Source organism: Nitratireductor sp. WH36-1 (assembly GCF_058725515.1).
In genome coordinates this window covers 624,989-644,991 of record NZ_CM178970.1, presented here as the reverse complement: position 1 = coordinate 644,991, position 20,003 = coordinate 624,989, and the positions used below count along the sequence as shown (strand labels likewise).

The window sequence follows — 20,003 nt, the reverse complement described above, 5'->3', positions numbered from 1 at the left end:
AAGACAAATGTACAGCGGTGAAGGGAGGATTTCGCGCGGTTACCGAACCTTCCGCGCTACTTCACCACCTCACCGTCTTCCTTGGTGAAGGATTTCACCGCGTCTTCCGGCAGGAGTTCCAGCACGGTTTCAGACGGGCGGCAGAGCTTCGTCCCAAGCGGGGTTTCAACGATCGGACGGTTCATCAGGATCGGGTGTTCGACCATGAAATCGATCAGTTCGTCATCGCTCCACTTGTCTTCGCCAAGACCAAGCTCGTCATAGGGCGTGCCCTTCTGGCGCAGGATCGCGCGCGGCGAAACGCCCATGGCGGCGATCAGGGACACCAGCTTTTCACGGCCGGGCGGCGTCTTGAGATATTCGATCACCACCGGCTCTTCACCGGCTTCGCGAAGCATGGCCAGCACGTTGCGCGAGGTGCCGCATTTGGGGTTGTGGTAGATGGTTGCGGTCATTGTTTTCTCGCTCCGCTCTCGGGGGTTTTCTCGCTCGGCACTCGGGGGGCTCGCTCGGCTCTCGGGTTTTCTCACTCAGCTTTTGGGGAACCAGTCCTGGGTGCGGTTGGCAAAGGCGACCAGCGACAGCATCACCGGAACCTCGACCAGCACGCCCACCACCGTGGCAAGTGCGGCGCCGGAATTCAAGCCGAACAGGCTGATGGCCACAGCCACCGCAAGTTCGAAGAAGTTCGACGTGCCGATGAGGGCGCAGGGCGCGGCGACATTGAACGGCACTTTCCAGATGCGGGCCGCGAAATAGGTCAGGAAGAAGATGCCATAGGACTGGATCAGAAGCGGCACCGCGATCAGAACGATCAGAATGGGCCGTTCAACGATGACATGGCCCTGAAAGCCGAACAGCAGAACCACGGTGACCAGAAGGCCGATCACGGAAACGGGTTTCAGCGACGCGGTGAAGCTTGAGACCGCCTTTTCAGCCTCTGCGCCAGAGGCGCGGCCGGTCAGCCATTTGCGCGTCAGGGCGCCGGCGACCAGTGGAATGACCACATAGAGGCCTGTGGCCAGTAGCAGCGTCTCCCAGGGCACGACGATGTCCGTCACGCCGAGCAACAGGGCGACGATGGGCGCGAAGGCGAAGATCATCACCACATCGTTGAGCGACACCTGCACCAGCGTGTAGGTGGCGTCGCCGCGGGTGAGCTGGCTCCACACGAAAACCATGGCCGTGCAGGGCGCTGCGCCCAGAAGGATCAGGCCGGCAATGTATTGCTGCGCATCGGCGGGCTCGATCCACGGGGCAAAGACATATTCGAAGAACAGGACGCCGAGCGCGGCCATGGTGAAGGGCTTGACGAGCCAGTTGACGAAGAGCGTCAGAACGAGGCCCTTCGGCCGGTCGCCAATGTGGCTGAGGCTCGCAAAATCGACATTGACCATCATCGGGAAGACCATGGCCCAGATAAGCACGGCAACGACCAGATTGACCGAGGCGTATTCAAGCCCGGCAAGAAAGCCGAACAGGCCGGGCATCAGATTGCCGAGCGCGATGCCGGCAATGATGCAGAGCGCCACCCAGACGGAAAGATATTTTTCGAAGAAGCCGATCCCGCCAGCCGGTTTGCCCGCGCGGTCCAGGGTTTGGTCAGTCATGGTTCTTGGATCCTATTGGGAATGCGCCGGGGTGCGGCCGATATCATCAAGGCGGCGCTGCAGGGAAAGCCGGTCGAGCGAGGCGAGCGGCAGCGCCGTGAAAATGGAAATGCGGTTGTTGAGCATGCGATAGGCATCGGCAAAGGCGAGATGCTTCTCAGCCTCGGTGCCGGTGGCTGCCGCCGGGTCCGGCAGGCCCCAGTGCGCCGTCATCGGCTGGCCCGGCCAGACCGGACAGGCCTCCTCGGCGGCGCTATCGCACAGGGTGAAGACGAAATCCAGCTTCGGCGCATCGGGCGTTGCGAACTCGTCCCAGTCCTTCGAGCGCGCGAAGGAAACGTCATGGTTCATGTGTTCCAGCAGTTCCAGCGCATAGGGGTGCACCGCACCCCTGGGCTGCGAGCCTGCCGAGTAGGCCTTGAAGCGGCCTGCGCCAACCCGGTTCAGGACCGCTTCCGCAAGGATCGAGCGGGCCGAGTTCCCGGTGCACAGGAATAGCACGTTGAAGGGCTGATCACGCATGGTCTTGCCTCCTAGCAATGGCAGGTCGCCGCCTCGATGGCGGGGCGGCAGAGATCCGGATTTCCGTTGCAGCAGTCTTCCATGAGGAAGGACAGGAGATCGCGGAAGCCGGTCATGTCCGCCTTGTAGCGAATGACCCGCCCTTCCCGCTCCGCGCGGATCATGCCGGACTGAGCCAAAACCTTGAGATGGGTGGAGGCGGTGTTCTGCACCACGCCCAGCCGCGCTGCGACCTCGCCCGCCGGCAGACCTTCAGGCCCGATCCGAACAAGCAGACGAAACACGTCGAGACGGGTTTCCTGCCCAAGAGCAGCAAGTGCGTCGATGGCCTCTGACTTTTGCATTATCCAAATATCCGGATTTATCGATATTATCGATTGGCTTTTGTCATGGCTGATGCGTGAGGTCAAGGGGTGACGGGTTGGGGAGCAGGAGGTTTGTTTGTCGGCGATGTGAAGGGCGACCTGCCTGGCAGTCGGCTGGCTTTCTCAACGGACCCGTCCACAAAGCATGCGGTAAAAGCAGCGCCAGGCTGTGTAACCGCGCGCGGCGCATATGCCCCCTTCTCCCCGTTCACGGGGAGAAGGTGAGGATGAGGGGCCAGCGCACGGGCTCAAAGAAGAAGAAGTTTCAATGCAGACAGAGGGCCGACTGAAGCCGGCGCACGCCCCCCCATCCGCCTGCCGGCACCTTCTCCCCGCATGCGGGGAGAAGGAAGCGTTGCTGTTGTTCGGCGTCAAGCGCCCCCGTCCTTCGACAGGCTCAGGTTGAGGGCTGTTGAGTTGATGACGCCCGCAAATAACGGTTCGGAATGAACCACACCGCAAGCCCGGTAGTCCTCATCCTGAGCCTGTCGAAGGACGGGGCGCCTGGCGCCGCCCTCCCAACCGCCGCACTTCTGCAACGTCTCACTGCCGGGTTTGAGCGCCGGCGCACGCCCCTCAGCCCCCTGCCGGCACCTTCTCCCCGCACGCGGGGAGAAGGAAGCGTTGCTGTTGTTCGGTGCCAAGCGCCCCCGTCCTTCGACAAGCTCAGGATGAGGGCTGTTGAGTTGATGACGCCCGCAAACAACCGTTCGGAATGAACCACACCGCAAGCCCGGCAGTCCTCATCCTGAGCCTGTCGAAGGACGGGGGCGCTTGGCTCAACCCTCGCAACCGCCGCGCTTCTGCAACGTCTCACTGCCGGGTTTGAGCGCCGGCGCACGCCCCTCAGCCCCCTGCCGGCACCTTCTCCCCGCAGGCCGAGACAAGGAGGATGTCAGTCATGCTGGCAGACAAGCAGACGAGGACTTAGCCGACGAAGGCGCGTTCGACGACGAAATCGGCCGGCTCGGCGTTGGAGCCTTCCTTGAGGCCCGCCTTCTCGGTCAGCGCCTTGACGTCCTTCAGCATCTCCATCGAACCGCAGATCATCACGCGATCGTTTTCGCGGTTGAAGGGTTCGGTGCCGAGCGCCTTGAACAGCTCGCCATTCTCGATCAGCGTCGTGATGCGGCCCATGACAGGCGAGGTCTCGCGCGTGGTGGAGGTGAAATGCGTCAGACGTCCCTCGACCAGCTCGCCGATCAGCGGATCGTCCTTGAGCGCGGCCACCAGCTCCTTGCCATAGTCCAGCTCCGCCACTTCGCGGCAGGTATGGGTCAGGATGATGTTCTCGAACTTGTCATAGGTCTCCGGATCGCGGATCAGGCTTGCGAAAGGCGCAATGCCCGTGCCGGTGGAGATCATGTAGAGGTTTTTCGCCGGCGTCAGCGCATCGTTGACCAGCGTGCCGGTGGACTTCTGGCGCATCAGCACCGTGTCGCCCGGCTGGATCTTCTGCAGGTGCTGGGTCAGCGGACCGTCCGGCACCTTGATGGAGAAGAATTCAATCTCTTCATCCCAGTTGGGACTGGCGATGGAATAGGCGCGGAACACCGGCTTGGCGGCATTGGGAAGACCGATCATCACGAACTCGCCGGAGCGGAAACGGAAGCTCTGCGGCCGCGTGATGCGGAACGAGAACAGCTTGTCCGTGTAGTGTTTCACCGACGTCACGCGCTCGGCATAACAGCTGGCGGGAATCGGGAATTCGGTTGTCTTTTCGGCCTCGGCCTCGCGGAGCGCAGCGCTGTCCATCGGTACTTTCCTCGTTCGGTCGGAAGTCTCTATGCCTGTTTCGGGTGCGGATGCAAACTCAAATCACGGCATTAATGGCGGCTCTTGCCTGCCGAGATTATTAGTATACAAATGAATTTGACGTCAAGTTTCCAGCGTTCGACACCTATTTCATATCGTCGGGTCAAAAAAGGTTTCGCATTCCGGATTTTCCCAATGGTTGAGAAAAATGGCATCAATTCGGGTTCTGTGGTCGCCGGCATCGATGTGGGCGGCACCTTCACTGACCTGATCCTGATCGACACACGTTCAGGCTCCGATATGGGCCCCCGGGTGCGTGTCGCCAAGACCCCGACCACCATCGAGAACCAGGCCTTCGGCGTCGTCAACGCCGTTCGGGAGACGGGCGTACCGGCCTCCGAAATCGGCCTGATCGTGCATGGAACGACCACCACGACCAATGCGGTTCTGGAGCGGCAGCTTGCGCGAACCGGCATGATCACCACCGCCGGTTTCCGCGACATCATCGAGCTTGGACGGCGCACGCGGCCGCAAGCCTATGGCATGACGGGCACGTTCAAACCCGTTGTGCCGCGCAATCTGCGGCTGGAGGTGGGCGAGCGCATGGACGCTGCCGGCAATGCGCTCACCCCGCTCGACGAGGAGGGCGTGCGCGAAGCGGTCAAGGCGCTGCTCGATGCGGGCTGCGTTTCGCTGGTGATCCATTTCCTGCATGCCTATGCGAACCCGGCGCATGAGAAGCGCGCAGCCGAAATCGCCGCCGAACTCTGGCCCAACGATTACATCACCACTGGACACGCCCTGCTCTCGGAAGCGCGCGAATTCGAACGTGGCGTGACCGCCGCCGTCAACGCCTCGGTGCAGCCGATCCTCGAACGCTATGTCGCCCGGCTTTCGAATGAGCTGCGAGGCCTCGGCTATGCGCGCGACTTCCTGGTGATGAACGGCAATGGCGGCATGATCTCCGCCGCCCATGTGGCCCGCGAAGCGGCCAAGACGGTGATGTCCGGCCCGGCTTCAGGCGTGATGGCCGCCGCCTTCACCGCGCGGCGGGCGGGCGTCGACAATCTCATCACCTACGACATGGGCGGCACGTCCACGGATGTCGCGCTGGTGCGCGGCGCACGGCCCGCGGTCTCCAACGAGATCGAGGTGGAATACGCGATGCCGATCCACGTGCCCATGGTGGACGTGCATACGGTGGGCGCGGGCGGCGGCTCGATCGCGCGCGTCAACGATGCGGGGCTTCTGGAGGTGGGACCGCAGAGCGCGGGCGCAAAACCCGGCCCGATCTGCTATGGCCGTGGCGGCGTGGAGCCGACCATTTCCGACGCCAATCTTCTTCTGGGCAGGCTGAACCCCAAAAAGCTGCTCTCGGTCGACAATCCGGTTTCCGTTGCCGATGTCGAAGAAATCTTTGCCGAGAAACTCGGGTTTGATCTCGGCCTTTCAGGCGTGGAAGCAGCCGGTGCGGTGCTGAAAATCGCCAACATCAAGATGGCCGGCGCGATCCGCATGGTGTCGCTCGGCAAGGGACACGACCCGCGCGACTTTGCGCTGTTCGCTTTCGGCGGTGCGGGACCGTTGCACGCTGCAGCGCTTGCCCGTGAACTGGGCATTCCGCGCGTGATGGTGCCGGCGCGCCCCGGCATCACCAATGCGCTTGGCTGCGTGGTGGCCGATCTGCGGCACGATTTCGTGCGCACGGTAAACCGCCCTGTCGCAAGCCTCGATGTGGCGCTGGTCAGAAGCGTGCTGGATGAACAGCGCGCCGAGGGCGAAGCGCTGATCGCGCAGGAGACCGTTCAGCCGGAGCGCATCGAATGCGTGCACACGGCGGACATGCAGTTTGTCGGCCAGACGCACCTCATCAACGTGCCACTGCCCGGCCCCGAAATAGACCGCGACAGGCTGCAGGCGCTCTTCGAGGACGCCTATTACAAACGCTTCAAGGTGCGCCTGCCCGAGATCCGCGCCAATCTCGTCAATCTCAACACGTCCGTGATCGGTGTGCGGGCGGATATCGATCTCGCCAGCCTGATTGATCCGGCCGGGCGGGTTGAAACCCTCGCCCAAGCGCTGAATGAAAAGCGGCAAGTCTGGTTTGCGGGTGCCTGGCATGACACCCCGGTCTATGCCCGCGAAAAGCTGCCGCTCGATGCGGTGATCGAGGGGCCGGCGATCCTCGAACAGCTCGACACCACCACGGTGATCGAACCCGGAGACCGGGCGGCATCCGATGCGGATGGGAACATCATCATCACGGTGGGAGCGAGCTGATGAACGCCGCGCCTGCCCCTCATCCGCCTGCCGGCACCTTCTCCCCGCCTGCGGGGAGAAGGGCGATGGCTGCAACGCCGATGAAAGCCTCCTTCTCCCCGCAGGCGGGGAGAAGGTCCCGGCAGGGGGATGAGGGGCGTGGCGGCAACGCAAAAGGGAGGCACGGATGACTGACACGAACACCCCCGCCCTCGACGCCATCACGCTTTCCGTTATTCAGGCCGCGCTCCAGCAGGTGTGCGACGAGATGGACCTGACCTTCTCACGCGCCGCCTTCTCTCCCGTCATCGCCGAGGCAAACGACCGTTCGGATGGCATCTACGCCGCCGAAGACGGCGCGCTGATCGCGCAGGGCTCGGCCGGGCTGCCGGTCTTTGTCGGCGTGATGCAGTATTCCACGCGCACGCTCATCGAGCGCATCGCGGGCGGCGAGACGGCAGCACCCGAACCCGGCGACATCTACATCGTCAACGACCCCTATCTGGGCGGCACGCATCTCATGGATGTGCGCTTCGCCACGCCCGTGTGGCGCGATGGCGAGATCTTCTGCTGGCTCTCCAACACCGGCCACTGGCCGGACATTGGCGGTGCGGTTCCCGGCGGCTTTTCCGCCTCTGCCACGGCGGTGGAGCAGGAAGGTCTGCGCCTGCCGCCGGTGAAGCTTTTCAAGAAGGGCGAACTCGACCCGGAGATCTACGCGATCATCTGCTCCAACATCCGCGTTGCGGACCAGCGCATCGGCGATATCCGGGCGCAGGGCGCGGCCCTGGAGGTGGGCGCGGAACGGCTTGCCCAGGTGCTCGACCGCTATGGCGACGACACGGTGCGCCAGGCCATTGCGGAGCTGCGCAGGCGTGCGGCCACGCAGATGCGCGCGCTGATCGCGCCGGTCCCCGACGGGGTCTATCGCGGCGAGGCTTTCGTGGATTCAGACGGCGTGGTGGACGCCCCGCTGACCATCGCGCTTGCCATCGAAAAGAAGGGCGACACGCTGACCTTCGACTTCGAGGGATCGAGCCCGCCCTGCGCGGGACCGATGAACAGTGTGCTCGCCACCACGCTTTCCTCCGTCTATCTGGCGATGCGCCACATTTTCCCGGAAGTGCCGCTCAGCGCGGGCGCGTTCGAGCCCTTGATCATCAACCGGCCGGAAGGCACGTTTCTCGACGCGCGCTATCCGCGCCCGGTGTCGGGCTGTGCGGCCGAGGTCTCGCAGCGCGTTGCGGAGGCCGTGTTCGCCGCAATGGTGAAGGCGCTGCCGGAAAAGGTCACCGCCGCGCCCGCCGGCTCCAGCGGAAATTTTGCGCTTGGCGGGCACGATCCGGCGCGCGGCCGCGATTTCGTGATGTACCAGATTTCCGGCGGCGGCTATGGCGGCAATGTCGACCATGACGGCCTGACAAATGGCTGCTCCACCATCGGCATCTCCAAATCGCCTCCGGTGGAGGTGATGGAACAGGCTTTCCCCGTGCTTTACCGCCGCTACGCGCTGCGCGAGGGCTCGGGCGGCGCCGGCGAGCATCGCGGCGGGTTCGGCCTTTCCTACGAGGTGGAGCTTCTGCGTGGCAACGCCCGCGCCTCCTTCGTGATGGACCATGGCCGCACCGGACCACAGGGCGTGCTTGGCGGGCGGGACGGCAAGGTGAACGCGGTGACCGTCTGGCAGGATGGTGCGGCCCATGTCCCGCCGCACCTTTCCAAGGAACAGGACATTCCGCTCAAAGCCGGCGACCGTGTTGCGGTTGGAACACCGGGCGGCGGCGGCTATGGCGATCCGCTCCGCCGCGCGCCAGATAGCGTGCTGCAGGATGTGGCGCTGGGGTATTACACGGCGGCGGAAGCCGAAGAGCTGTTTGGCGTTGTTCTGAGCGCAGACGGGATGACGGTGGACGAAGCGGCGACGCTGGCGAAGCGCGGCGGTTGAGAGGGCAGCGCCAAGCGCCCTCGCCCTTCGACAGGCTCAGCCCTTCGACAGGCTTCTGTAATCACGGTCAATAGGAATGCGTGTCCGGGCTTCCTGCTTCTGTTCGCGGGTCAGCGCACGGGCTGCCGCTCGATGGCGTCGGAAACGGGCATGACCATCTCAGGTACGTCGTGCGGCCGGTTTGTATCGTGGCCGCCGTCCAGCCTGTCGTCGTCGATTGCCCGCGCCGGTGCGTCCCGGACGGACGCGCTCCTTTTCGACCGCTGTCAGAGCTGTCGAAGAAGGGGCTGGAAAGTCTCTGGCGCGCTCATGCGCTGGACGAAGCCGGCCTTTCCTGCAGCATGAGGCGGAAGTCGCTGCCATCGACCCACATGCGGTGAAGGATGATGGCGAGCCGCCGGGCGACCGCCACGCGGGCCCGGTTCATGCCACGTCGCCGGGCCACCTTCAGCCCCCACCGTTTGAGGGCAAAACTCTTCCTCGTGCGCGTCAGGAGCGCGTTTGCGGCTTCGAACAGGAGGCTGCGCATCATGACGTCACCGGTTTTGGAGATGCTGCCAATATGCTCGTACTCGCCAGACTGGTCGATGCGCGGCACGAGGCCGAAGGCCGCCGGCACATCGGCCGAGCGGGCGAAACGCTCCGGCTGGTGCACGGTTGCCTTGAAGGCAAAGGCCGTGATCGATCCGACGCCAGGCGCCGTCATCAGCCGCCGGCACACCGGGTCGGCGGCGGCCTGACGTTTGATCTCGCGCTCATAGATGCGCACCTGTGCAAGAAGGGCGGTGCGCATGGTCAGCATCGGCGCAACCAGAGCCATAAGGTCGTCACGCGCGGCAAGCCGCTCCTTGACCCGCCCCGCAAAGCCTCCCGGGCCCACGCGGCCAAGCCGGATGCCGAACGGCTTCAGATCGCCACGGATCTTGACCTGCAACTGGCGGGCCTGGGAAAGCAGGGTCGCGCGCGCCGTCAGCATCAGGCGCTGCCTGTGGGCCGCCTCGTCCTTGACATGCACCCCCCGATACAGCCCCGCCCGCAATGCCTGGGCGATCATCCTGGCATCGCGCCGGTCGGTCTTCACCGTGGAGGCTTTGGCATAGGCCTTCATGCGCCGCGTCTCGATCTCGGCAACCGGCAACGCCTGCGCCTTCAGCTCCCGGGCCAGCCATGGCGTCAGCGCGCCGGCTTCCAGACCGATCAGCGCAAGCGCATCGCCAAAACCCGACAAAGCAGAAGAGAGGCTTGCAGGCGTCGTGGAGACCTTTATCTCCTCAACCACATGCCCGCGCCCATCAATCACGCAGACCGATGTGGCTTCCTCTGAAACGTCCAATCCGGCATAATACTCCATGGTTGCTCCCTCCTTCGCTTTGTGGCGACACCATGTCGACCACGGTTCAACCGAAGCGCCGGGGGCAACCGCTGCCCCCTGAGAAAGCGATTATGCCATCTCAGGATGAGGGCTGTTTTGCTGATGACGCCAGCAAGAAACTACCCGGAATGAACCAATCCGCAGGCTCAGTAGTCCTCATCCTGAGCTTGTCGAAGGACGGGGACGCCAGGCACCAAACAACAACGCTTCCTTCTCCCCGCAAGCGGGGAGAAGGTCCCGGCAGGGGGATGAGGGGCGTGCGCCGGCACTCAAACCCGATAGTGAAACGTTGAAGAAGCGCAGTAGTTGGGAGGGCAGTGCCAAGCGCCCTCGCCCTTCGACAGGCTCAAGATGAGGGCTGTTTTGCTGATCACGCCCGTAAACAACGGTTCGGAATGAACCACACCGCAAGCTCAGTAGTCCTCATCCTGAGCTTGTCGAAGGGCGAGGACGCCAGGCACCAAACAACAGAAACGCTTCCTTCTCCCCGCAAGCGGGGAGAAGGTCCCGGCAGGGGGATGAGGGGCGTGCGCCGGCACTCAAACCCGATAGTGAGACGTTGAAGAAGCGCAGTAGTTGGGAGGGCAGTGCCAAGCGCCCTCGCCCTTCGACAGGCTCAGGATGAGGGCTGTTGATGCGCAGTGTCATCAGTCCAGCCCTGCGGCAGCTTTGAAGTAGTCCTCATCCTGAGCCTGTCGAAGGGCGAGGACGCTTGGTGCCGAACAACGGCAACACTTCCTTCCCCCGCAGGCAGGGAGAAGGAAGCGCAACGTTGAAGCCTCTTCGCGAGACTACAGCGAGCCCCCAGCCGCCGCTCACTCCCCAAGCAGCCGGAATTCCAGATAGAGATTGCGCTGCAGGAGCGAATGGTTGTCGTCGGACATGAGTGACACCATGGTCGCGCCATCGGCGCGCTGCCAGACATCCAGCGCTTCCATATTGTCGATCTGATAATCCATGCCGGCGGTGAAGAGCACCGGCCCGTCGGCGACGCTGCCCGGCGCGATGGTTGCGCCATCGATGCGGCGCAGGCGCATGGCGACGCCCTGGGCGAGCGTGAAGCGCCGCTCCAGCAAGAGCAGATCGCCATCAGGCAGGAATGCGCCATCCGTGATGTCAAACCCGTCCGAGCGGGCGACGGTGAAGACGCCCTTGTGCGGCCCTTCCAGAATGGCCGCAAAGCAATTGCCGTTTTCGTCAATGCTGCGCTCGGCCACGACGACACGCGCACCGTCGAGCCGCCCTTCCGGGGGCGCGTAAGCGATGGTCTCGAAACCGCGATTGTTGCGCAGCTCGTGGCGCGGCACGAGGAAGTCGAGATCGCGGATCGCGGCCCCCATGGCTCCGCGCTCGATCCCGAATTCCGCAATGCGCTGCACGCGCTCGAAGCTGACCGTCGCCAGATCATCCTTCACCGCAATGCCTTCGGCATCGGTGGTCCATTTCTCGCGCGTGGAACTGCCTGCGCCGTCCACCATGGGCTGCATGCTGAAATCGGCAAAGCCCGCTGGCCGCCCCTCGGCGTCGCGGGTGAGCGTTCCGAAGAACCAGAAACCGGTGTCGGAAACGCCGATGACATCAGCGCCAGGCGACATGAAGCGGAAGGAGGAGAATGCGCCGAAATGGTCCACCGGCGAGGTCATGGAAAGACCACCGGCAAATTCCAGCGGGCCAAAACGGGTTTCGTGGGAGCCCACAGCAAAGTGACGGATCGGGCTCGCCTTGACCGGTACGGAGATGGCCGGCTCCTGAGCGGAGGCCGGCGCAGCGAGGGCAAAGACCAGTGCCACAAGGAAGAGGCGCAGGCCGTGCCGCAGCCCTTCACCCCGCCCCCGTGGTTCGACAGGCTCACCATGAGGGCTATGTGGGCGCTCACCATGAGGGCTGTGTGGGCGCGCGCCATAAGGGCTGCGTAGGCGCGCGCGTTGGGGGCTGTGTAGGTGCGCGCCATGAGGGCCGTCTGGGCGCACGCCCTGCACCGTCAAACCGAAAGATCGCAGCCAGGCAGGAAGCAGGCGGCTAGAAGCAGACGGATTGGATGGCCGTGCGCCAGTCCGGGCGCACAAAGGATGATCTACGCGCGTGATGGAGCATCGGAATGACCGAAAACCGGGTTCCGCTTTTCGGTCAGACGCTCTAGCCCGCACGCCGCATCGCACCGCCGCTACGGCGCGCGCCCTCTTCCTCGAAGAGCGAGGCGAGCTGCTCGGTCATCGCACCGGCCAGCTCTTCCGCATCGACGATGGTGACGGCGCGGCGATAGTAGCGCGTGACGTCGTGGCCGATGCCGATGGCCAGAAGCTCGACCGGCGAGCGGGTCTCGATCAGGTCGATGACCCCGCGCAGATGCCGTTCCAGATAGTTGCCGGGATTGACCGACAGGGTGGAATCGTCGACCGGCGCGCCATCGGAGATCATCATCATGATCTTGCGCTGCTCGGGCCGCGCCATCAGGCGCTGGTGCGCCCACAGAAGCGCCTCGCCGTCGATGTTTTCCTTCAGAAGCCCCTCGCGCATCATCAGGCCGAGATTGCGGCGGGCGCGACGCCAGGGGGCATCGGCGCTCTTGTAGATGATGTGGCGCAGATCGTTCAGGCGGCCCGGGTTGGCGGGCTTGCCTTCCTTGAGCCATTTCTCGCGCGCCTGCCCCCCCTTCCACGCACGCGTGGTGAAGCCGAGGATCTCGACGCGCACGCCGCAACGCTCAAGCGTGCGGGCCAGAATGTCGGCGCAGGTGGCGGCCACCGTGATCGGCCGGCCACGCATGGAGCCCGAATTGTCGAGCACCAGCGTCACCACTGTATCGCGGAAATTGGTGTCGCGCTCCTGCTTGAAGGAGAGCGGCTGCATGGGGTCGATGACCAGGCGGACGAGCCGCGCCGTATCGAGCACGCCCTCTTCCAGATCGAAATCCCAGGAGCGGTTCTGCTGCGCCATCAGGCGGCGCTGCAGACGGTTGGCGAGACGCCCGACCACACCCTGCAGATTGGCAAGCTGCTTGTCGAGGAACGCGCGCAGACGGTCGAGCTCTTCCTCGTCGCAAAGCTCTTCGGCGCCGACCGTTTCGTCGAACTCGGTGGTGAAGACCTTGTAGTCGATATCGCGGGCGGCCTGGTCGAACGGGCTGTCGGGACGACGCGCCTCGCCGGGCGTCTCCGAATCCAGTTCGTCATCCTCGGAAACATCGTCGGCGGTGGTGTCGCCGGCCTCGCTCTCGCCGGTCTCGGTGTCCTCGCTCTCGCCCGTGGACTCCTCGCCCTCGCTTTCCTCGCCGCCGGACTCGTCGTCCTCGCTCTGCTCGGCCTGTTCCTGGGCCTCGGGCGCGTCGCTGTCTTCCTCGCTCTCCTCGGTCTGTTCTTCTTCGGCAAGCTCCTCGCCGAGATCGATGGACGAAAGGAGATCGCGCACGGCGCGGGCGAAGCCGTTCTGATCCTCGATCTGCCCGGCAAGCGCGTCGATGTCGGCCCCGGCCTTGCTCTCAACCCAGTCGCGCCAGAGCGAAACGAGCTTTTCGCCGCTCTTCGGCACGGGCCGGCCGGTCAGCTTTTCGCGCACCATCAGCGCAATGGCTTCCTCAAGCGGCGCATCGGCCTTTTCGGAAACCTCGGCCAGATTGGCGCGTTCGTATTTGTCCTCGAGCATGGCGGCGATGTTGTCGCCCATGCCCGGCATGGCAATCGAACCGATGGCCTCGACGCGGGCCTGCTCGACGGCGTCGTAAATGGCGCGCGCCTCATTGCCTTCCGGCGCGAGGCGGCGGTGCAGATCGATATCGTGGCAGGCGCGGCGCAGCGCCATGGAATCGCCGATGCCGCGCGTGACGGTCAGCGCCTCGGCCGTCGCCCGCTTGGGCAGGTCCGGCAGGCGCGCGCGGCTGCCCGTGAGCGATGGCTTGTCCTTGGAGAAGGAGACCTCAAGCTCGTGATCGCCCGCAACGGCGCGCATGCATGCCGTGGTCGCCCGCTTGAAAGGATCAAGCGGCGCATCGGCGGGTTGTCCGGGCTTGCGGTTGGTCTGGCTCACGGTTCGTCTTCTCTCGGTCTGGAGCATCGGACCGAAAAGCGGAATCCGGTTCTTCGGCTATTCCGATGCTCCATCAATGATTTAGACCGCACCTCATGCGTCCGGGTGAACGCAGCGCGATCTAGACGGTGCGCCTTAGCTCAGCGCGACGTTGGCAGCGCTCTCCGGCAGTTCCTCGCCAAAGGCGCGCTGGTAGAACTCGGCGACCAGCGCACGCTCCAGCTCATCGCATTTGTTCAGGAAGGTGAGACGGAAGGCGAAGCCGACATCGCCGAAGATCTCGGCGTTTTCGGCCCACATGATCACCGTACGCGGGCTCATGACGGTCGACAGGTCGCCATTCATGAAGGCCGAACGCGTGAGGTCGGCAACGCGCACCATGCGCGAGATCGTCTCGCGGCCCTTCTCGTTCTGGAAATGCTTGTTCTTTGCCTGAACGATGGCGACTTCGTCGTCATGCGGCAGATAGTTGAGCGTGGTAACGATGGACCAGCGGTCCATCTGCGCCTGGTTGATCTGCTGCGTGCCGTGATAGAGGCCGGTCGTGTCGCCAAGACCGACGGTGTTGGCCGTGGCAAAGATGCGGAAGGCGGGATGCGGACGGATGACGCGGCTCTGGTCGAGCAGGGTCAGGCGGCCGGACGATTCCAGAACACGCTGGATGACGAACATCACATCCGGGCGGCCGGCGTCATACTCGTCGAAAACGAGCGCGACATTGTGCTGATAAGCCCAGGGCAGGATACCGTCCTTGAACTCGGTGACCTGCTTGCCGTCCTTGACCACGATGGCGTCCTTGCCGACGAGGTCGATACGGCTGACATGGCTGTCGAGATTGATGCGGACACAGGGCCAGTTGAGACGCGCGGCGACCTGCTCGATATGGGTCGACTTGCCGGTGCCGTGATAGCCGGAAACCATCACGCGGCGATTGTGCGCAAAGCCCGCCAGAATGGCGAGCGTCGTCTGCTTGTCGAACAGATAGTCGGGATCGACGTCCGGCACGTGGGAATCGGCCACGGAATAGGCTGGCACAACCATGTCGGACTCAAAGCCGAACGTGTCTTTCACCGAAACGGTCGTATCGGGCAAATTGGCGATATCGCGGTCAATCTTGTTCATCATGCCTCCAGCGGCCAGGCCCTTGCCTGCATCGCTTGAACTGTTCGTTTTTCCGGAGCGTCTCATCAGACTTTGTTCAACGCGTCTTATCAGACGCCCGCTTTAACAGAAACCCGCCTGTTTCAACAGACGGTATGCTTCAAGCACGCTTCTGAGCCGGTCTTCAGAACCCCGGTCGCCACCATTCGCATCGGGATGGTGCTGCTTCACCAGGTTCTTATACCGCGACTTGATCTGTTCGCCAGTCGCTTGTGCGCCCAGGCCCAGTGTTTCGAGCGCCTTGGCCTCAAGCGGCTTCAACCGCTTTTCGCGCGGCTTGCGCGCGGCCTGCTGCTCGCCAAACATGTTGAACGGGTCGCCCACCCGGTTGTGATAGGCCGCGCGGCCCGACCGATAGGTGGAGAAATCAGCCGCAGCCCGTGTCTCTCCGCTACCACCCATTTTCCAGGTCGGACGGTGGCCGGTCAGCGCTTCCTTCTGATAGCGCGCGACCTCGGAATCGCTGAGACCGGAGAAATAGTTGTAGCCCTTGTTGTATTGCCGGGCGTGATCGACGCAGAAGCGGAAATACTGCCCCTCCGCGTGACGCCCGACAGGCGCGCGATGCATGCCCGGCTCATCACAGCCATCCCACTGGCAGCGTGGCGCGCGAGATTTCGCCTCCGCCTGCGGGTCGGGTCGAATGCGAATTTTCTCGAAATATTTCGAGTAGGGTTTCATATCGGACTGCGTGTCACCAAATCAGTGTGGAAGTATGGCCCCTCAGCGCCGGGATACAAGAATTGACTTTTGGCCAAAGTTCGACCTAGCGCTTGAATCGAACGTGAATTTGGGGATAGCCCCCATATGGTGTGAGGAGACGTCATTGTCCATCCAGTCGACGATAGAAAGCAAGCTCACGGATGCATTTTCGCCGGAGCGGCTTGCCGTGATCAATGAGAGCCACCTGCATGCGGGCCATCAGGAACATTTCGACGGCACGGGCGAAACGCATTTCCGCGTGCGCATCGTCGCCGATGCGTTTGCGAAGATGAACCGCGTCGAGCGCCACCGCGCCGTCAACGAACTGCTCGCCGAAGAGCTGAAAGACAGCGTGCACGCACTCGCCATCGAACCGGCAGCGCCGGGCGAACCGACGCGCTGGTAAGGCTCGTTGTCACCAGATTGTGGTGAGATGCGGGTATCGCCTGATTTTCTCATCGGCTGTAACCAGAGGCACCGCAAGCTTCTGGCATGTCGCCACGATAAAACGGTCTGCGGGATCGCGGTGGAAGCCATCCCCGAGGCGGGTGCTCAAAACCGCGATCTCATTGTCGACGGGCACAAACTCGACGGCAGGGACCTCCGCGACCACATCCAGCCAGTGGCGGACATCTTCCGATAGAAGGAGCCTGCCGCGGGCGGCCAGCACGGCGATTTCCCATGCAGTGATGGACGACATGAAGATTTTTCCGCCCGACAGAGCAGCATCAAGCGCATCAAGCGCCGCCGGGCTTAGTCTGTCGGTGTCGCCATTGGCCCACCAGACAAGCACATGCGTGTCGATCCCGATCAATTCAACGCATCCCAGTCAGCCTCATCGACGGGCTCGAAAGGGCGCTCGTAGGATTTCACCGATCCCCTGAGGCGTTCGAGCGCGTCGCGCGCACCTGTCTTTTTCTCAAGCGCGCGGATTTCCAGTGTCGGCCTGCCGTGATCCGTAATGATTATCGGCTGGCCGGTTCTTTCCACCTCGCGGAAATACTCAAGTGCACGCGCCTTGAAACGGGATTTGGATATCTCAACAGTCATATCGATACTCCAGCGTCTGCTGTCGAAAGATAGAAACGAAAATGACCATAGGCAATGACCATGATCATTTTAGGAGCAGCGATCACTGACAGATCCAATCGCCCGGATCAGGCGAGCGGCCTGATCCGAAGTCTCGTGATGCGGTTCTTGTCGCGCTTCATGACGATGAAGCGCTTGCCGAAGAAGGTGAAGGCCTGCTTCTCGTCGGGAATGGTCTGCGTCTCGTGGATGACGAGACCGGCAATCGTGGTTGCCTCCTCGTCCGGCAGGTTCCAGTCGAGCGCGCGGTTCAGGTCGCGGATCGGCACGGAGCCTTCCACCACGATGGAGCCATCGGCCTCCTGCTTGACGCCCTGAACCTCCACATCGTGCTCATCGGCAATATCGCCGACGATTTCTTCGATGATGTCCTCAAGCGTGACCAGGCCTTCCACTTCGCCATATTCGTCGACGACGATGGCGATGTGCGCCTTGCGCCGCAGGAAGGCGTTGAGCTGGTCTTGCAGCGTTGTCGTGTCGGGCACGAACCACGGCTTTGAAGCGACCTTGGCAATGTCGATCCTGGAATAATCGTTCTGCACATCGCCCAGCGCGCGCAGGAGATCCTTGGCGTGGACGACGCCGACGATGTTTTCCGTGGAGCCCTTCCAGATGGGAATGCGCGTATAGGGGCTGCGCAGGATTTCACGCACCACCACTTCCGGCGCTTCGTCGGCATTGACGGAGCGCATGTTGGTGCGGTGGATCATCACGTCGGAAAGTTCCAGCTCGTGCAGGTCGAGCAGACCGCCAACGCGGTCGCGATCCTGCTTCACCACCGCGCCCTCGCGGTGCAGAACCTCGACGGTGCCGCGCAGCTCCTCATGGGCGGAAAGCATGGATTCGCGGCTTTGCAGATCGACCCCGAAGATGGACAGGAGCAGCCGTACAATGCCGTTGGCGAGCGACGACAGGAGGCCGAACATCATCACCACGACGCGCGCGAAGGGCGACACGGTGAGCGCGAACTGCTCCGGCTTCGCAAGCGCCCAGGACTTGGGCAGGATTTCCGCGAAGATCACCAGAAGCACGGTCATGATGATGGTGGCGTAGACCACGCCGGCATCGCCGAAGAGCTTCAGGAACAGGCTGGTGGTGAGCGCCGAGGCAAGGATGTTGACCAGATTGTTGCCGATCAGCAATGCGCCGACAAGCCGGTCGCGACGCTGGATCAGGCGGTCGACAAGACCGGCGCGCGCGTCGCCATTGGCCTCCATCGTGTGCAGCCTGGCCCGCGAAACAGCGGTCATGCCGGTTTCGGTTCCTGAAAACAGGAAAGAGAGCGCGATCAGGCCCAGAATGATGCCGCCGGTGATCCACATCTCTGGTGTCATTGGGGAAGAGACTCCTCAAGGAAGGAAAGAACCTGGCTGGTCGGCACGTCTTTCGCCACGAAAGACTGGCCGATGCCGCGAGTGAGAATGAAGGTGAGCGCGCCGCGCGACACCTTCTTGTCCTGCGCGATATAGGTCAAAAGCTGCTCCGCGCCAGGGAGGCCGCCGGGAACATCGGAAAGCCGGGTCGGCAGGCCAACGGCTGAAAGATGGGCCTCGACGCGCCCGGCATCGTCGGGGCTCGCCAGATTGAGCCTGGCCGAGAAGCGGTGCGCCAGCGCCATGCCGATGGCCACGCCTTCGCCATGCACCAGACGCGCGCTGTCATAGCCCGTGGCCGCTTCCAGCGCGTGACCGAAAGTGTGTCCGAGATTGAGCAGCGCGCGGTCGCCCATCTCCAGCTCGTCGCGCGCCACCACATCGGCCTTGGCCTGACAGGACTGCGCAATGGCTTCCACGCGCTCAGGCCCGCCATCGAACACCGCCTGCCAGTTCTTCTCCAGCCAGGCGAAGAAATCCGGCCGGTCGATCAGCCCGTATTTGGCGACTTCGGCATAGCCGGCGCGAAATTCGCGCGGTGGCAGCGTGTCGAGCACCGCCGTGTCGGCAATGACCAGCTGCGGCTGATGGAAGACGCCCACAAGGTTCTTGCCATGCGCCGTGTTGATGCCGGTCTTGCCGCCGACCGAGGAATCCACCTGTGCGAGAAGCGATGTCGGGGCCTGAACGAAGTGCATGCCACGCCGCACGATGCCTGCGGCGAAGCCCGCGAGATCGCCGACAACGCCACCGCCCAGCGGAATGACGATATCGCCGCGCTCCAGACGGGCGTCGAGAATGCCGGACACCACCTCTTCAAGCGTGGCGAAACGCTTCGAGCGCTCGCCGGGCGCAACGGTGATGGCGGTCGCCTCGATGCCGGCGGCTTCAAGCCCCGCCTGCAGCGTGGCGAGATGACCTTCCGCGACATTGCTGTCCGTCACAATGGCGGCGCGCACGCCCGGAAGGCGGCGTGCAATTTCCTCACCCGCGCTCTGCAGGAGGCCAGGCCCGATCAGGATGTCATAGGCGCGCGCACCAAGCGAAACATTGACGGTGGCAAGCGCCTTCGTGGCATCGTTCATGACCGGCTTTCCTTCTGCTTTTCTTCTTCCCGTCGCCTTGCCTGCTCGCGCAGATGCTCATCGAGCGCGACGATGACCTCGCTGACGATGACATCCTTGGCCTCATCGCGCGAGTGCACGGTGATGTCGGATTCCTCGTAGAGTGGATAGCGCTCTTCCATGAGACGCCGCATCACGCCTTCGGGATCGCTGTTGTTCAGGAGCGGCCGGTGGGAACGGCGGCTGACCCGCTCCATCAAAGTGGGCAGATCGGCCTTGAGCCAGACGGAAACGCCCCGGCGCGCAACGGCACGGCGCGTCAGCGGGTTCATGAACGCGCCGCCGCCGGTGGAGACCACGCGCGGGCCGCTCTTCAGAAGCCGGGCGATCACGCGCCGCTCCAGCGAGCGGAACTCGGCCTCGCCATAGGTGGCGAACAGATCCGGCACCGTCATGCGGGAGACCGTTTCGATCTCGTGATCGCTGTCTATGAACGGAAGTTTCAGCGCATCGGCGACGCGACGGCCGATCACCGTCTTGCCGGCGCCCATGAGACCGACGAAGACAAGCGACCGCCTGCCCAGCCGGCGGGCCAGTTTCTCGGGATCGGGAACGGAAGGGTATTCGGTGACTGTCATACTCGCGCCTCTGTGCGCCGGTTTCGACACAAAAGCCGTGATCCGTCAAGCGATTGACAGGCTGGCGGTCCAGATACTTTCCCACATGCTTGCAATGAATGGGCCGGCACCCCATAAAACGCGCA

The 20,003-nt window shown here is 63.4% G+C and carries 18 protein-coding genes; 3 read left to right on the top strand and 15 right to left on the bottom strand.

What is annotated here, in order from left to right:
- Positions 1-56: 56 nt before the first annotated feature.
- From arsC to AC4PTT_RS03120, 5 genes are all read right to left on the bottom strand, one after another.
- Complete coding sequence (gene arsC / locus AC4PTT_RS03140; protein WP_113153320.1) at positions 57-455, bottom strand: arsenate reductase (glutaredoxin); 399 nt, start codon at positions 453-455, stop codon at positions 57-59.
- 75 nt (positions 456-530) lie between these two features.
- Complete coding sequence (arsB, locus tag AC4PTT_RS03135) at positions 531-1,610, bottom strand: ACR3 family arsenite efflux transporter (RefSeq protein WP_206546086.1); 1,080 nt, start codon at positions 1,608-1,610, stop codon at positions 531-533.
- 12 nt (positions 1,611-1,622) lie between these two features.
- The gene (locus AC4PTT_RS03130; protein ID WP_206546085.1) at positions 1,623-2,132 is read right to left on the bottom strand and encodes an arsenate reductase ArsC; all 510 of its coding nucleotides are present in this window, start codon (positions 2,130-2,132) and stop codon (positions 1,623-1,625) included.
- Between the two features lie 11 nt (positions 2,133-2,143).
- A complete protein-coding gene (locus AC4PTT_RS03125; RefSeq protein ID WP_492162086.1) occupies positions 2,144-2,476 on the bottom strand; it encodes an ArsR/SmtB family transcription factor in 333 nt (110 codons plus the stop codon).
- A 948-nt stretch (positions 2,477-3,424) separates the two neighbouring features.
- The gene (locus AC4PTT_RS03120; RefSeq protein ID WP_492162085.1) at positions 3,425-4,252 is read right to left on the bottom strand and encodes a ferredoxin--NADP reductase; all 828 of its coding nucleotides are present in this window, start codon (positions 4,250-4,252) and stop codon (positions 3,425-3,427) included.
- Between the two features lie 195 nt (positions 4,253-4,447).
- Between AC4PTT_RS03120 and AC4PTT_RS03115 the strand changes: the two genes are divergently transcribed.
- A complete protein-coding gene (locus tag AC4PTT_RS03115; protein ID WP_492162084.1) occupies positions 4,448-6,532 on the top strand; it encodes a hydantoinase/oxoprolinase family protein in 2,085 nt (694 codons plus the stop codon).
- A 166-nt stretch (positions 6,533-6,698) separates the two neighbouring features.
- On the top strand, positions 6,699-8,456 hold the full coding sequence (locus AC4PTT_RS03110) for a hydantoinase B/oxoprolinase family protein (protein WP_492162083.1): 1,758 nt from the start codon (positions 6,699-6,701) through the stop codon (positions 8,454-8,456).
- Positions 8,457-8,763: 307 nt separating this feature from the next.
- Here AC4PTT_RS03110 and AC4PTT_RS03105 read toward each other — a convergent pair whose 3' ends face one another.
- The 5 genes from AC4PTT_RS03105 to AC4PTT_RS03085 all read right to left on the bottom strand — a co-directional run bounded on the left by AC4PTT_RS03105 (position 8,764) and on the right by AC4PTT_RS03085 (position 15,693).
- Positions 8,764-9,807, bottom strand: a complete 1,044-nt coding sequence (locus AC4PTT_RS03105; protein WP_492162082.1) for an IS110 family RNA-guided transposase — start codon at positions 9,805-9,807, stop codon at positions 8,764-8,766.
- Positions 9,808-10,643: 836 nt separating this feature from the next.
- On the bottom strand, positions 10,644-11,612 hold the full coding sequence (locus AC4PTT_RS03100; protein ID WP_492162583.1) for an esterase-like activity of phytase family protein: 969 nt from the start codon (positions 11,610-11,612) through the stop codon (positions 10,644-10,646).
- 352 nt (positions 11,613-11,964) lie between these two features.
- Positions 11,965-13,878 (bottom strand): cobaltochelatase subunit CobT, encoded by a 1,914-nt coding sequence (gene cobT, locus AC4PTT_RS03095; RefSeq protein ID WP_492162081.1) that lies wholly within the window; start codon positions 13,876-13,878, stop codon positions 11,965-11,967.
- A 108-nt stretch (positions 13,879-13,986) separates the two neighbouring features.
- Complete coding sequence (gene cobS / locus AC4PTT_RS03090) at positions 13,987-14,973, bottom strand: cobaltochelatase subunit CobS (RefSeq protein ID WP_206546232.1); 987 nt, start codon at positions 14,971-14,973, stop codon at positions 13,987-13,989.
- 102 nt (positions 14,974-15,075) lie between these two features.
- A complete protein-coding gene (locus AC4PTT_RS03085) occupies positions 15,076-15,693 on the bottom strand; it encodes a J domain-containing protein (RefSeq protein WP_206546079.1) in 618 nt (205 codons plus the stop codon).
- 145 nt (positions 15,694-15,838) lie between these two features.
- On the opposite strand from AC4PTT_RS03085, the gene AC4PTT_RS03080 reads away from it, so the two are divergent.
- Positions 15,839-16,120: a BolA family protein gene (locus AC4PTT_RS03080; RefSeq protein WP_113153329.1), complete on the top strand. Its 282-nt coding sequence runs from the start codon at positions 15,839-15,841 to the stop codon at positions 16,118-16,120.
- Positions 16,121-16,129: 9 nt separating this feature from the next.
- On the opposite strand, the gene AC4PTT_RS03075 is transcribed toward AC4PTT_RS03080, so the two are convergent.
- The 5 genes from AC4PTT_RS03075 to AC4PTT_RS03055 form a co-directional block, all read right to left on the bottom strand.
- A complete protein-coding gene (locus tag AC4PTT_RS03075) occupies positions 16,130-16,528 on the bottom strand; it encodes a type II toxin-antitoxin system VapC family toxin (RefSeq protein ID WP_420505545.1) in 399 nt (132 codons plus the stop codon).
- Entirely contained in the window at positions 16,525-16,764 is a 240-nt protein-coding gene (locus tag AC4PTT_RS03070; RefSeq protein ID WP_297565409.1) for a type II toxin-antitoxin system Phd/YefM family antitoxin, read from the bottom strand. The genes AC4PTT_RS03075 and AC4PTT_RS03070 overlap by 4 nt, the downstream gene beginning before the upstream one ends.
- A gap of 107 nt (positions 16,765-16,871) precedes the next feature.
- Positions 16,872-18,137: an HlyC/CorC family transporter gene (locus AC4PTT_RS03065; protein WP_113153332.1), complete on the bottom strand. Its 1,266-nt coding sequence runs from the start codon at positions 18,135-18,137 to the stop codon at positions 16,872-16,874.
- Positions 18,134-19,261: a 3-dehydroquinate synthase gene (gene aroB, locus AC4PTT_RS03060; RefSeq protein ID WP_113153333.1), complete on the bottom strand. Its 1,128-nt coding sequence runs from the start codon at positions 19,259-19,261 to the stop codon at positions 18,134-18,136. Before aroB ends, AC4PTT_RS03065 begins: the two co-directional genes overlap by 4 nt.
- Positions 19,258-19,878 carry a shikimate kinase gene (locus tag AC4PTT_RS03055; RefSeq protein WP_113153334.1) on the bottom strand — a complete coding sequence of 207 codons (621 nt, stop codon included), beginning with the start codon at positions 19,876-19,878 and terminating at the stop codon, positions 19,258-19,260. Before AC4PTT_RS03055 ends, aroB begins: the two co-directional genes overlap by 4 nt.
- Positions 19,879-20,003: the final 125 nt, after the last annotated feature.